Raw genomic sequence first — 15,702 nt, 5'->3', positions numbered from 1 at the left:
GCACGGCAGCACGAGCTGGCGCCGCTGGTGGAGGTGCGTCGCTGGAGCGACGTGCCCCCGGGCCAGCCGTTGTTCGAGAGCCTGGTCATCTTCGAGAACTATCCGGTGGACGCCGCGCTGAACGCGCCGTCGGACGAGCTGGCCGTGCGCGACGCGCGCTCGCTGGAGGTGGACCACCATCCGCTGACGCTGACGGCGATGCCGGGCCGCGAGCTGCTGCTCCAGCTCGCCTACGACTCCGGCCGCTTCGACGCGGCGGCCATCCAGCGGATGATGGCGCACCTGCGCAACCTGCTGGTGGGCCTCGCCGGTGATGCGGCCCGGCCGGTGGCGGAGCTGCCCATGCTCTCCGAGGAGGAGCGGCGGCGGGTGCTCGTGGAATGGAACGTTCCTTCCACCGACTTCCCGGCGGCGCCCATCCACCGGCTCTTCGAGGCGCAGGTGGCACGGACGCCAGAAGCGGTGGCCCTGTGCTTCGGGGACGCGCGGCTCACCTACGCGCAGCTCAACGCGCGCGCCAACCAACTCGCGCGGCACCTGCGTGCGCTTGGCGTGGGACCGGACTCTCGCGTGGCCGTGCACCAGGAGCGCTCGCTGGAGCTGGGCGTGGCGCTGCTGGGCGTGCTCAAGGCGGGGGGCGCCTACGTGCCCCTGGACCCGGCGTACCCGCGCGAGCGCCTGACGTACATGCTGGAGGACTCGGGGGCCCGGGTACGGGTGACGGAGTCGGGGCACGCGGAGGCGCTTACGCGCGACGGAGTGGCCGTGGTGTGCCTGGACACGGACGAAGCGCGGCTCGCGGCCCTGGACGATGGCGACCTGCCCGGTGGCGCGGAGGCGGAGAGCCTCGCGTATGCCATCTACACGTCCGGCAGCACCGGCCGCCCCAAGGGGGTGATGGTGCCGCACCGCACGGTGGCCAACTTCTTCACGGCCATGGACGCGCGGCTGGGGCCAGCCGATGGAGGCGTGTGGCTCGCGGTGACGAGCATGTCCTTCGACATCTCGGTGCTGGAGCTGTTGTGGACGCTGGCGCGCGGCTTCCAGGTGGTGGTGCAGGGCGACACGGGGACGCGCACGTGGTTCGCGGAGTCCGTGCGTCGACATGGGGTGACGCACTTCCAGTGCACGCCGTCGATGGCGCGCGCGCTGAGCCAGGAGCCCGAGTCCGCGAAGGCACTGGGTCAACTGCGCCAGCTCCTCGTGGGCGGCGAGGCCCTGCCGCCGGAGCTGGCCCGCGCCCTGCGCGAGCGCGTGCCCGTGCTGCACAACATGTACGGCCCGACGGAGACCACCATCTGGTCCTCCACGCACCCGGTGAACGAGGTGACAGGCCCGGTGCCGCTGGGCACGCCCATCGCGAACACGTCGCTGTACGTGCTCGACGAAGGACTGAGGCCGGTGCCCGTGGGCGTGGCGGGCGAGCTGTACATCGCGGGTGAGGGCGTGGTGCGCGGCTACCTCGGCCGGCCGGAGCTGACGGCGGAGCGCTTCCTGCCGGACGCGTACGGCGCACGTCCCGGTGGTCGCATGTACCGCACGGGAGACAAGGCCCGCTGGCGCGCGGACGGCACGGTGGAGTTCCTCGGCCGCGTGGACTTCCAGGTGAAGGTGCGCGGCTTCCGCATCGAGCTGGGGGAGATTGCGTCCGTGCTGGCGCAGCACCCGTTCGTGCGCGAGTCCGTGGTCGTCGCGAGGGAGGACGTGGCCGGGGATGCGCGGCTGGTGGCCTACGTCGTCCCCACGTCGCCGCCGCTCGCGGTGGAGGCGCTGCGGGCCCATGTCCAGAAGCACCTGCCCGGGTACATGGTGCCGTCGGCCTTCGTGGCGCTGGAAGCGCTGCCCCTGACGCCCAACGGCAAGGTGGACCGCAAGGCCCTGCCCGCGCCGGACCTGGGAATCGCGGCGCGCGAAGGCTACATGGCCCCGCGCACCGCCACCGAGCAGTCACTGGCGGGCCTCTTCGCAGAGGTGCTGGGTCTGGAGCGCGTGGGCCTGCGCGGCCACTTCTTCGAGCTGGGCGGACACTCGCTGCTCGCCACGCAGCTCGTTTCGCGGGTGCGCTCCACCTTCGACGTGGAGCTGCCGCTTCGAGCCCTCTTCGAAGCCCCGAGGCTCGCCGACCTCGCCGCGAGAATTGACGCGGCCCGACCGGGGGACGGCGCTCCCGCCATCGTCCCCGTGCCGCGCACGGGGGCACTGCCGCTGTCCTTCGCGCAGCAGCGACTGTGGTTCATCGACCAGCTCGAGCCCGGCACCGCCACCTACAACCTGCCCGCCTTCGTCCGGTTGGAGGGAGCGCTGGACACGGAGGTCCTGCACCGCGGCTTGCGCGAGCTGGTGGCTCGCCACGAGTCTCTGCGCACCACCTTCGTCGTGGACGCCGCGGGCCGGCCCGTGCAGTACGTCACGTCCGACGTCCGGCTCCCGCTGGAGCACGTGGACCTGAGCGGCCTGACGCCGGGAGAGGGAAGGGCGGAGACCCGCCGACGTCTGGAAGCGGAAGCGCGGAAGCCCTTCGACCTCGCCACGGGTCCGCTCGTGCGCGCGCTGTTGTTGAAGCTGGCTGAGCGGGAGCACGTGCTCGTCCTGAACCTGCACCACATCGTCGCCGACGGCTGGTCCCTGGGCGTGCTGGTGCGCGAGGTGGCCGCGCTGTACGAGGCCCTGTCCTCGGGCCGGCCCTCTCCGCTCCCTCCATTGTCCATCCAGTACGCGGACTACGCGGTCTGGCAGCACCAGTGGTTGGACGGTGCGGTGCTCGACGCGCAGCTCGCGTGGTGGCGTGAGCAGCTCGTGGGCATCACCCCGCTGGAGTTGCCCACGGACAGGCCCCGCCCGCCGGTGCGGACCTTCCGCGGCGCACAGTTGCCGGTGGTCCTGCCTCGCGCGGTGGCCGACCGATTGAACGCCCTCTGCCAGCAGGAGGGCGTGACGCCCTTCATGCTGTTGCTGGCCACGTGGCAGGTGCTGCTCTCCCGGTACTCGGGACAAGAGGACGTCAGCGTCGGCTCGCCCATCGCGGGGCGCCAGCGCGGAGAGCTGGAGGGGCTCATCGGCCTCTTCGTCAACACGCTGGTGATGCGCTCGCGCGTGGGCGCACGCATGTCCTTCCGCGACGTGCTGAGCCAGGTGAAGGAGGCGGCCCTGGGCGCCTACGCCCATCAGGACCTGCCCTTCGAGCGACTGGTGGATGCGCTGAAGCCGGAGCGCGACCTGAGCCGCAATCCGCTCGTGCAGGTGCTGTTCGCGGTGCAGAACACACCACTGCCCGAGCTCCGGATGCCGGGGCTGTCGCTGAGTCCGCTCCAGGTCGATGACCTTCCGGTGAAGTTCGAGCTGGAGCTGAACCTCGCGGAGTCGGACGAGGGCTACTCCGGCTTCCTCGGTTACAACACCGACCTGTTCGAGGCCGCTACCGCCCGTCGCATGGTGGAGCACTTCCGCGTGCTCGTGGAGTCCGTGGTCGACCGGCCCGAGGCCCCCCTGGCCTCCGTGTCCATGCTCACCGGGGCCGAGCGACGGCAGGTGCTGGTGGACTGGAACGCCACGGCCTCGGAGTACCCCCGGGGCAGCACGCTGCCCGAGGTGTTTGCCCAGGTGGTCGCGCGCCATCCGGACAAGGTGGCGGTGGAGTTCGAGGACGAGCGGCTCACCTACGGGGAGCTGGATGCACGGGCCAACCAGCTCGCGTGGTTCCTGCGCAGCCTGGGCGTGTCCACCGACTCGCGCGTGGCCATTGCCCTGGACCGTTCGCTGGAGTTGGTGGTGGCGCTGCTGGCCATCCTCAAGTCAGGCGGCGCGTACGTGCCGTTGGACCCGTCCTACCCGCGCGAGCGGCTCGCGGTGATGGTGGAGGACGCGCGCCCGACGGTGCTCCTCACCACGGACAGCCTGCGGCTCGGAATGCCCTCTGCGGGGATGCGCACGGTGCTGCTGGACGAGCTGTCCCTGGCGCGCCAGCCGACGTCCGCGCCCCCCATCACTTCGCTGCCCGAGAGCCTCGCGTACATCGACTTCACCTCCGGCTCCACGGGCCGGCCGAAGGGCGTCGGGACGCCGCAGGCGGCCGTGCTTCGCACCGTCTTCGGCAACGACTACGCGCACCTCGGTCCGGACGAGACGTTCCTCCTCATCGCGCCCATCTCCTTCGACGCCTCCACGCTGGAGCTGTGGGGATCGCTGCTGCACGGCGGGCGACTGGTGGTCTTCCCACCCGGCTCACCGTCCGACGCGCACGAGCTGGAGGCGGTGCTGGTGCGGCACGGCGTGACGACGCTCCACCTCACCGCGGGCCTCTTCTCGCAGATGGTGGACAGCCACCTCGACGGCCTGCGCACGGTGAAGCAGCTCCTCACCGGTGGCGACGTGGTCTCCGCGCCGCACGTGCGCCGCGTCCTGGAGACGCTGCGCATTCCGGTGACGGCCTGCTACGGGCCCACCGAGACGACGCTGTTCGCCTCCTGCCACCGGATGACGCGCGTGGAGCAGGTGGAGGGTGGGGTGCCCATCGGCCGTCCCATCGGCAACACGCGGGTGTACGTGCTGGATGCGCAGGGCCAGCCGGTGCCCGTGGGCGTCACGGGAGAGCTGTTCATCGGCGGTGATGGCGTGGCGCGCGGCTATGTGGAGCAGCCGGCCCTGACGGCGGAGCGCTTCGTGCCGGACGCCTTCTCCGGCGTGCCCGGAGCGCGGCTGTACCGCACGGGAGACCTGACCCGCTGGAGGCAGGACGGCGTGCTGGAGTTCCTGGGCCGCGCCGACGCGCAGGTGAAGGTGCGCGGCTACCGCATCGAACTGGCCGAAGTGGAGTCCGCGCTGCGAAAGCTCCAGGACGTGGCCGAGGCGGTGGTGGTGGCCCGCGCGGCCACCGCCAGCGACAAGCACCTGGTGGCGTACGTGACTGCACGCGAGGGCCGCGTGCTGGAGCCCGAGGCCCTGCGTGACGTCCTGAGCAGAGCCCTGCCGGAGTACATGGTGCCGTCGGCTTTCGTGGTGCTGGAGGCCCTGCCGCTGACGTCCAACGGCAAGGTGGACCGCAAGGCCCTGCCCGCGCCGGACTTCGCGGCCGGAGCGCGCGAGGGCTACGTCGCCCCGCGCACCGACACCGAGCAGGCGCTGGCCAGCGTCTTCGCGGAGGTGCTGGGACTGGAGCAGGTGGGCCTGCACGGGCACTTCTTCGAGCTGGGTGGACACTCGCTGCTGGCCACGCGCGTCGTCGCCCGGCTGCGTGCCACGCTGGGCATCGAGCTGCCCATCCGCGAGCTGTTCGAGGCCCCCACTGTCGCCGCGCTCGCCGAGCGAATCGAACGGCGGGGCCGCACGGGTGACGCCGGGGCCGCTCCGCCGCTGACGCCGAGGGCGGACCGGAGCGCGGCCCCGCCGCTGTCCTTCGCACAGCAGCGCCTCTGGTTCCTGGACCAGCTCGAGCCGGGGAGCGCCTCCTACAACGTGCCCGCGGCGGTGAGGCTGATGGGCCCCGTGGACGCGAAGGTGCTGGAGCGTGCCCTCCACGCGCTGTCGCTGCGCCACGACTCGCTGCGCACGACGTTCCGCGCGGACCACGGCGTGCCCGTGCAGATCATCGCCCCGGAGCCGGTGCTCGACTTCCGCGCGGTGGACCTGGGCACCCTGCCAGCCTCCGAGCGCGAGGCTGAGGCGCGCCGGCAGGTGGAGCGGGAGGCGCAGCGTCCCTTCAATCTGGAGCGCGGGCCCCTGTTCCGTGCGGCGCTGCTGACGCTGTCCTCCGAAGAGCACGTGCTGGTGCTCGTGCTGCACCACATCGTCTCCGACGGCTGGTCCGCGGGCGTGCTCGTCCGCGAGCTGGCGGCCCTCTACGACGCCTTCACGCGCGACCTGCCGTCACCGCTCCCAGCGCTGCCCGTGCAGTACGCGGACTACGCGGTGTGGCAGCGCGGCTGGCTGCATGGCGCGGTGCTGGATGCACAGCTCGGCTGGTGGAAGCAGCGGCTCGCCGGTGCGCCGCCGCACCTGGAGCTGCCCACGGACCTTCCGCGTCCGCCCGTCCTCTCGCGTCGAGGCGTCCGCGTGCCGGTGCGCCTGTCACGTCGACTGAGCGACTCGCTCAACGCGATTGCCCAGCGTGAGGGGGCAACGCCCTTCATGCTGTTGCTGGCGGCGTACCAGACGGTGCTGGCGCGCTACTCGGGCCAGGAGGACATCGTCGTCGGCTCGCCCATCGCCGGTCGTCGGCATGCGGAGACCGAGGGCCTCATCGGCTTCTTCGCGAACACGCTCGTCCTGCGCGCGCGTCCGGAAGGTGCGCTGTCGTTCCGCGAGCTGCTGCGGCAGGTGCGGGAGATGACGCTCGGTGCCTACGAGCACCAGGACATCCCCTTCGAAAAGCTGGTGGAGGAGCTCCAGCCGTCGCGCGACCTGAACCGCTCGCCGCTCTTCCAGGCCCTCTTCGTCCTGCAGAACGCTCCGGCGCAGGAGGTCAGTCTGCCATCGCTGACCTTCCGTTCGATGGACGGCGTTGGCGGCGACCTGGCCAAGTTCGAGCTCGGCCTCGACCTGTCCGAGACCGCCGAGGGCTTCCAGGGCCACCTGCAGTTGAGCGCAGACCTCTTCACGGAGGCCACGGGTCAGCGCCTGGCGCGGCACTTCCAGGTGCTGCTGGAGGCCATCGCCTCCAACCCGGAGCAGCGCTTGTCCGAGCTGGACCTGCTGCCGCCCTCCGAGCGCGAGCAGGTGCTGCGCGAGTGGAACGAAACCACCGTGGACGTCCCGGTGGACTCGACCGTGCACCAGGCCTTCGAGCTCCAGGTGGGCCGCAAGCCCGACGCACCCGCCGTGTCCTTCGAGGAGTCCGTTCTCTCCTTCGCGCAGCTCGACACGCGGGCCAACCAGCTCGCGCACCACCTGCGTGTGCTGGGCGTGGGGCCCGACGTGCCCGTGGCGCTGTGCTTCGAACGCGGCGTGGACATGGTCGTTGCACTGCTGGGCGTGATGAAGGCCGGTGGGGCCTACGTGCCCATGGACCCGGCGTGGCCCGCGCAGCGGCGGGACTTCACCCTCCAGGACTGCGGCGCTCCAGTGCTGCTGACCCACCGGCGGCAGGTGGACGGCTGGACGCCCTCGGTGGCTCGCGTGTTGTGCCTCGACGCGGCGGATGCGCTGCCGTCCTCGCTGCCGTCGCACGCTCCCGCGCCGTCTGCCTCCGCCGACAACCTCGCCTACGTCATCTACACGTCCGGGAGCACGGGCACGCCGAAGGGCGTCATGGTGCGGCACCGCTCGGTGCTCAACCTGCGCCATGCACTGGCGCGCACTGTGTATGCCGGCCAGCCCTCAGGGCTGCGGGTGAGCGTCAACGCGCCGCTGGCCTTCGACGCCTCCGTGAAGCAGCTCGTTCAACTGCTCGACGGCCACTGCCTGTGCATCGTTCCCGAGGGCACGCGCCAGGACCCGGACGCCATGCGGGGCTGGCTGCGGCGGCACCGCGTGGACGTGCTGGACTGCACTCCGTCGCTGCTGCGGTTGCTGGTGCGGGACGGTCTGCTGCGAGACGCGAGCTCGCCGCGCCTGCTGGTACCCGGTGGTGAGGCCATCGACGAGGCGCTGTGGCGGGAGTTGGCCACCGCGCCGCGCACGCGCACCTTCAACGTCTACGGCCCCACCGAGTGCACCGTGGACGCCACCGCCTTCGCGGTGCGGCCCGGCACCCGTCCCACCCTGGGCGGACCGCTGGCCAACATGCGGGTGTACGTGCTGGATGCGCACCTGCGGCCTGTGCCGCCAGGCGTGCCTGGGGAGCTGTTCATCGCTGGAGCAGGCCTCGCGCGCGGCTACCTGCGCCGGCCCGAGATCACGGCGGAGCGCTTCCTGGCGGACCCGTTCAGCGCCACGCCGGGCGCACGCATGTACCGCACCGGCGACCGGGTACGGTGGCTCGACGACGGCACGTTGGAGTATCTGGGCCGCACCGACTTCCAGGTGAAGCTGCGCGGCTTCCGCATCGAGCTGGGAGAAATCGAGTCCGCGCTGGCGCAACACCCGGCGGTGCGCGAGTCCCTGGTGCGGGTGCGCGAGGACGTGCCCGGCAACCCGCGCCTCGTGGCGTACTTCACCCACCAGGACACCGCGCCGGATTCGGCGGCGCTGCGTGCGTTCCTCAAGCAGCGGCTGCCGGAGTACATGGTGCCCACGGCCTTCGTGCCGCTGGACGCGTTCCCCCTCACGCCCAACGGCAAGGTGGACCGTGGGGCGCTGCCCGCTCCGGACAGCGCCTCCGCCGGGGCCACCTACGAGGCTCCGGCCACTCCCACCGAGGAACAGCTCGCGGCCATCTGGGCCGAGGTGCTGCGGGTGGAGAAGCCAGGTCGCCACGACGACTTCTTCGCGCTGGGCGGCCACTCGCTGCTGGCCACACAGGTGGTGTCGCGCGTGCGGAGCACCGTGGGAGTGGAGGTGCCGCTGCGCGAGCTGTTCGAGTCACCCACCGTGGCCGGGCTCGCCGCGCGCGTGGAGGCCCTGGCGGGCTCCTCCTTGCAGCCACCGCCGCTGGTGCCCGTACCTCGCACCGGCGCACTGCCGCTGTCCTTCGCGCAGCAGCGCCTGTGGTTCCTCGACAGGCTGGAGCCAGGAAGCGCCTTCTACAACATGCCCGTCGTGCTCTGGCTGGAGGGCACGCTGGACGTGGGCGCGCTGGAGCGCGGCCTGACGGAGTTGGTGCGCCGCCACGAAGTGCTGCGCACCACCTTCCAGGATGGCCCCGTCCAGGTCATCCACGCGCCCGCACCCGTGTCCCTGCCCGTGGTGGACCTGACCCCGCTGCCCGAGGGCGCACGCGAGGCCGAGGCCCGGAGGCTGGCATACGAAGAGGCGCGACGCCCGTTCGACCTGACGCGCGGCCCGCTGCTGCGCGCCTCGCTGGTGCGGGTGTCCGAGTCGCGGCACCTGCTGCTGGTGATGATGCACCACATCGTCTCGGACGGCTGGTCCATGGGCGTGCTGGTGCGTGAGTCCGCGATGCTCTACGCGGCCTTCCGCGAGGGCCGTGCTCCCGAGCTGCCCGTGTTGCCCGTGCAGTACGCGGACTACGCGCTGTGGCAGCGCGAGTGGCTCCAGGGTGAAGCGCTGGAGGCGCAGCTCTCCTGGTGGAGCGAGCACCTCGCGGGCGCGCCGCCGGTGCTGGAGGTGCCCACCGACTTCCCCCGTCCGGCCGTGCAGGGACGGCAGGGAGCCATGCTCACGCGCGTGCTGCCGCGCGAGCTGGCGGCCTCGCTCCAGGCGCTGTGCCGCCGTGAGGGCGCCACCCTGTTCATGGCCCTGCTGGCGGGCTTCGAGGTGGTCCTCTCGCGCCACTCCGGCCAGGAGGACTTCGTCGTCGGCACGGACATCGCGAACCGGAACCGGGCGGAGACGGAGGGGCTCATCGGCTTCTTCATCAACCAGCTCGCCATCCGCGCCCGGCTGGAGGGCGACCCCTCCTTCCACGAGCTGCTGGGCCGCGTGCGGCGGGCCACGCTCGGCGCCTACGCGCACCAGGACGTGCCCTTCGAGGAGGTCGTCCGTGCGCTCAACCCCGAGCGCAGCCAGGGCCACGCGCCACTGTTCCAGGTGAAGCTGGTGCTCCAGAACCAGCCCGTCACCGAGCTGACGGTGCCCGGCCTCACCCTGCGTGGCGAGCCGGTGGATGCGGGCACGTCACGCCTGGACCTCACGCTGTCCATGGCGGAGACGGCCCGAGGCCTGGAGTGCGCCTGCGAGTACCGCACGGACCTCTTCACGGAAGAGACGGTCGACCGGCTGGTGCGGCACCTGGGCACGGTGCTGGAGGCCGCGGCGGCCCGGCCCGAGGCACGTGTTTCCACGCTCTCCCTCCTGTCCTCGGAGGAGCGGCGCCAGGTCCTCGTGGAGTGGAACGACACGGAGCGGGACTTCCCCCGCGACGCGTGCGCGCACCACCTCTTCGCGACCCAGGCTGCACGTACGCCTGACGCGGTGGCCGTGCGCTTCGAGGGCCAGTCGCTCACCTATGCGGCGCTCGAGGCACGGGCCAACCAGCTCGCGCATCACCTGCGCGCGCTGGGCGTCCGGCCCGACGTGCCGGTGGCGCTGTGCGTGGAGCGCTCGCTGGAGACGGTGGTCGGCATCCTCGGCATCCTCAAGGCCGGTGGCGCCTGGATGCCCCTGGATGCGAGCCAGCCCGTGGAGCGGCTCACGTACATGCTGCGCGACAGCGCGGCACCGGTGCTCGTCACGACGGAGGCACTGGCTGACGAGCTGCCCTCGGGCGGTGGACAGCTCGTGCTGCTGGACGCGGACGCGGCGCTCATCGATGCGCGGCCCACGACGGCTCCCGAGAGTGGCGCGGTCGCGGACAGCCTCGCCTACATCATCTACACGTCGGGCAGCACGGGGCGTCCCAAGGGCACGCTGCTCCAGCACAGGGGCCTGTGCAACACGGCGCTGCGTGCGGGCGCGGCCATGTCGCTGCGGCCCGGCAGTCGCGTGCTGCAGTTCTTCTCCATCGGCTTCGATGCCTCCGTGTGGGAGCTGTTCGGCGCGCTGCTCTCCGGCGCCACGCTGGTGCTCGCCCCGAGGGAGCGCTTGCTGCCGGGCGAGCCGCTGCGCACGCTGGCTCGCGAGGAGTCCATCTCCGCCGTCACCCTGACTCCGTCGGTGCTGGCGCAGGTGGCCCCGGAGGACTTCTCGTCGTTGGAGACGCTCGTCGCCGCGGGAGAGGCCCTCACGTCCGAGGTGGTGGAGCGCTGGGGCGGCCGCGTGCGGCTGTTCAACGCGTATGGCCCCACGGAGGTGACGGTGTGCGCCTCCATCTCCGAGCCGCTGCGGCCCGGGGCCCCGCTGAACATCGGCCGGCCCTGGGCCAACCTCCGGGTGTACTTGGTGGACGCGGCGCTGCACGCGCTGCCCGTGGGGGTACACGGTGAGCTGTGCGTCGGCGGCGTGGGCTTGGCGCGGGGCTACCTGGGCCAGCCTTCCCTCACCGCCGAGCGCTTCGTGCCAGACCCGTTCTCGGGCACGCCCGGTGCGCGGCTGTATCGCACGGGAGACAGGGCGCGCTGGCGGGCCGACGGCACGCTGGAGTACCTCGGTCGCACGGACCTCCAGGTGAAGCTGCGCGGCTTCCGCATCGAGCCGGGCGAGGTGGAGTCCGCCCTGGCGCGCCTCCCCTCTGTGCGTGAAGCCGTGGCCGTGGTGCGAGAGGACGCGCCCGGCGACAAGCGACTGGTGGCGTACGTGGTAGCGGAGGAGGGGGCCTCGGTGGATGTGGCCTCGCTGCGTCAGGCGCTCAAGGAGCGGCTGCCGGAGTACATGGTGCCCGCCGCCATCGCAGTGCTGCCCGCCCTGCCGCTGACGTCCAACGGCAAGGTGGACCGCAAGGCGCTGCCCGCGCCGGAAGGGGCGCTGGCGGTCCGGGCCCGGGAGTACGTGGCGCCGCGCACCGCGCTGGAGGCACAGCTCGCCGCGCTCTGGACGGAGTTGCTGCACGTGGAGCGAGTGGGAGTCCACGACGACTTCTTCGAGCTGGGCGGACACTCGCTGCTGGCCACGCAGGTGGTGTCACGCCTGCGGAGCACCGTGGGCGTGGAGGTGCCCTTGCGCGTCCTGTTCGATGCGCCCACCGTGGAGTCGCTCGCCGTGCAGGTGGAGCAGGCGACGCGGAGCCTCGCGCTGCCCGCGCTCCGTCCCGTGCCCCGAGGCGGCCCGCTGCCGCTGTCCTTCGCGCAGCAGCGCCTGTGGTTCCTGGACAGGCTGCAGCCAGGCGGGGCGACGTACAACGTGCCCACCGTGCTGCGCGTTGAGGGACGGCTGGACGTGGCGGCCCTGGAGCGCGCCTTCACGGAGCTGGTGCGCCGGCACGAGAGCCTGCGCACCCGCTTCCCGGATGAGGGCGGCGTCCCCATCCAGGTCATCGCACCGCCGGGGCCCGTCCGGCTGGCGGTGACGGACCTGCGCGCACGCGAGGACCGCGAGGCCGAGGCACGGCTGCTGGCCCGCGAGGAAGCGACGCGTCCCTTCGACCTGGCGCACGGGCCGCTGCTGCGCGTCTCGCTGCTGCGCCTGTCCGAGGAACGGCACCTGCTGCTCCTCACGCTGCACCACATCGTCTGCGACGGCTGGTCCTCGGGTGTGCTCGTCCGCGAGCTGGAGGCCCTCTACCTGGGCTTCGTCGCGGGGAGGTCTTCGACCCTGCCGGAGCTGCCGCTCCAGTACGCGGACTATTGCGTCTGGCAGCGCGAATGGCTGCGTGACGAGGTATTGGAGTCACAGCTCACCTATTGGAAGGAACATCTGGCCGGGGCGCCGCATGCGCTGGAACTGCCCACGGACTTCCCGCGTCCTCCCGTGCCGTCTTCGCGGGGCGCGAGCTTCGAGTTCCAGCTCAGCCCCGAGCTGTCGCGCGGGCTCCAGTCCCTGTGCCGGGAGGAGGGCGTCACCCTCTTCATGGCCCTGCTGGGTGCGTTCCAGGTCGTGCTGTCGCGTCACTCCGGACAGGATGACGTCGTCGTCGGCACGCCCATCGCCGGCCGGCGCTTCGCGGAGCTGGAGGGGCTGGTGGGCCTCTTCATCAACACGCTCGCCCTGCGGACTCGACTGGATGGAGACCCGTCCTTCCGCGCAGTGCTGGGACGCGTGCGCGAGACAACCCTTGGCGCGCAGGCCCACCAGGACATCCCATTCGAGAAGCTGGTGGAGGAGCTGCGGCCGCAACGTGACCTGGGCCGCTCGCCGCTGTTCCAGGTGATGCTCATCCTCCAGAACACGCCCGACGCGGCGACGCCGGGCGCGCGCGGGGATGGCTCGCTCTCGCTTCATCCCGTCGCCGTGGAGAGTGACACCGTCAAGTTCGACCTCACCGTGGGCTTCGTCGAGACGCCTGGCGGCGTGCGCGGGCAGATTGGCTACCGCACGGACCTGTTCCGCGAGGAGTCCGTGCGCCGGCTGGTCGACCACCTGCGGGTGCTCCTGGAGGCCGTCACGGTCAGGCCGGAGCTGCGCCTGTCCGAGCTGCGCCTGCTGACCGCCGAGGAGCAACGGCGGCTCCAGGTGGACTTCCAGGGACGTGAGGAGGCGTACCCGCGCGACGTGTGCCTGCACTCGCTCATCGAGGCGCAGGTGGCGCGCACGCCGGACGCGGAGGCGGTGCGCTTCGAGGACTCGGCGCTCAGCTATGTGCAGCTCGATGCGCGGGCCAACCAGCTCGCGCGCCATCTGCGCTCACTGGGCGTGGGGCCGGAGACTCGCGTGGGCGTTTGCCTGGAGCGCTCGCTGGATCTGGTGGTGGCACTGCTGGGCGTGCTGAAGGCCGGCGGTGCGTACGTGCCGTTGGACCCGGCGTACCCTCGCGAGCGCCTGGCGTGGATGCTGGAGGACTCGGACGCCTCGGTGCTCCTCACCCAGCGGGGGTTGAAGGACGTGTTGCCTCCGCACTCCGCGCGGGTGCTGTGCCTGGATGCGGACTGGGACGCGGTGGCGCGTGAAGACGCTTCCCGTCTCGAACCGCTCGCCGGCCCGGACTCGCTGGCCTACGTCATCTTCACCTCGGGGAGTACGGGCCGGCCCAAGGGGGCGATGAACGCGCACGCGGGCATCGTCAACCGCCTGCTGTGGATGCAGCGGGAGTATGGGCTGACGTCGGCCGACACGGTGTTGCAGAAGACGCCGTTCAGCTTCGACGTGTCCGTGTGGGAGTTCTTCTGGCCCCTGATGACGGGCGCACGGTTGGTGCTGGCGCGGCCCGGTGGGCATCAGGACCCCGAGTACCTCGTGCGACTGATGGAGCAGGAGCGCGTCACCACCGCGCACTTCGTCCCGTCCATGTTGCAGGCCTTCGTGGAGGAGCCCGGGCTGGAGCGGCTGACGCACCTGCGCCGCGTGGTGTGCAGTGGCGAGGCCTTGCCCGCGCCAGTGGTCCGCCGCGCCCAGGCCCGACTGCCGGTGGCGGAGGTCCACAACCTCTACGGCCCCACGGAAGCGGCGGTCGACGTGACGTACCACGCGTGCCCGCGAGACGATGCGCGGCCCGTGGTGCCCATCGGCCGGCCGGTGGCGAACACGCGCATCCATGTGGTGGACCGTCATGGGCAGCTCGCGCCCGTGGGGGTGCCCGGTGAGCTGCTCATCGGTGGCATCCAGGTGGGCCGGGGCTACTGGCGCCGGCCGGAGCTGACGGCGGAGCGCTTCGTTCCGGATGCGTTCTCCGGAGTCCCCGGGTCGCGGCTGTACCGCACGGGCGACCTCGCGCGCTGGCTGCCGGATGGCACGCTGGAGTACTTGGGCCGGCTCGACTTCCAGGTGAAGCTGCGCGGCTTCCGCATCGAATTGGGTGAAGTCGAAGCCGCCCTGCACACGCACCCGGGCGTGGGCGAGGCGGTGGTGGTGGCGCGCGACGACGGCCCCGGCGGCATGCGGCTGGTGGCATACGTAGTGCCGGCTGTGACGGGCTCCGAAGTGGACGTGACGGAGCTACGCACCTTCCTGTCGCAGCGGCTGCCCGCGTACATGGTGCCCTCGGCCTTCGCGGTGCTGAAGGCGCTGCCCCTGACTCCCAGCGGCAAGGTGGACCGCAAGGCGCTGCCCGCGCCGGAGGGCGGCGCAGGCACCACGGGCTCCGCATACGAGCCTCCGCGGACGCCGTTGGAAGAGTCCCTGGCCACGGCCTGGGCCCAGGTGCTGCGCATGGAGCCGGGGCGGGTGGGCCGGCGTGACGACTTCTTCGCGCTGGGTGGCCACTCGTTGCTGGCCACGCAGGTGGTGGCGCGGCTGCGCGAAGCACTCGGCGTGGAGGTCCCCCTGCGCGCGCTCTTCGAGGCGCCCACGGTGGAGCGGCTCGCGGCCTGGCTGGAGGGCGCGAGGTCCGACGACGGCCCCGCGCGCCACTGCGTGACGCTGCAAGCGGAGGGCACGGGCACGCCGGTGTTCCTCGTCCACGCGGTGGGCGGTGCCGTGGGGCCGTACCGCGAGCTGGCCCGGAAGCTGGGGCGGCCTCTCTACGGGTTGCAGGCCTCCGGGCTCGATGGACGCGAGCCTCCGTTGGACACGGTGGAGGCACTGGCCCGGCGGTACGTGGAGGCCGTGCGCGCGGTGCGGCCGGAAGGGCCGTATGTGCTCGGCGGCTGGTCCATGGGCGGCGTGGTGGCCTTCGAGATGGCGCGCCAGCTGGAGCGGCAGGGCCAGCGCGTGGAGTTGCTGGTGCTGCTGGACAGCTTCGCTCCGGCGGAGGGGATGTCCTCGCACGCGCCGGACGGCACGCTATTGCTCGCGGGAATGGCCATGGACCTGGCGCGCACGGCGGGCGCCGAGCCGACGCTGCGGCCCGAGTTGCTCGAAGGACTGTCCGACGAGGAGCAGCTCGCTCGGGTGGCCCGTCACGCGCGTGAGGCGGGCTGGCTCCCGCCGGAGGTGCGGGACGCGGACCTGCGCCCGTGGCGTGACGTGATGCGGGCGAACCTGCGCGCGCAGATGGCCTGGCGGCCCGGGGAGTATCGCGGGCCGGTGCTGCTGCTGCGCGCGAAGGACTCGCAGCGCGAGCACGCCGTGGATGCGACGCACGGCTGGTCGCGCTGGGTGACGTCGCTCCTCACGGTGGAGGATGTGCCGGGAGACCACTACAGCGCGCTGCGCGCGCCGCACGTGGACGCGGTGGCGGCCCGGCTCTCGCGGCACCTCGATGAAGTCTCGGAGGAAGGCGACCAGCGCGGAGAAGGCTGA

1 protein-coding gene (running past one end of the window) is annotated in these 15,702 nt (G+C 72.0%); it reads left to right on the top strand.

Annotated elements, in window-relative coordinates; all coding sequences use genetic code 11:
• On the top strand, nt 1–15,702 hold the 3' portion of the coding sequence (locus G4D86_RS01060; RefSeq protein WP_163988418.1) for a non-ribosomal peptide synthase/polyketide synthase. It extends 5,556 nt beyond the left edge of the window; 15,702 of the gene's 21,258 nt are visible here — the last part of the coding sequence; its start codon lies beyond the left edge, outside the window; the stop codon is at nt 15,700–15,702.

It is taken from the genome of Pyxidicoccus caerfyrddinensis, from assembly GCF_010894405.1.
In the GTDB taxonomy this organism is placed as follows: Bacteria; Myxococcota; Myxococcia; order Myxococcales; family Myxococcaceae; genus Myxococcus; species Myxococcus caerfyrddinensis.
This window is presented reverse-complemented; position numbering and strand designations above follow the sequence as displayed.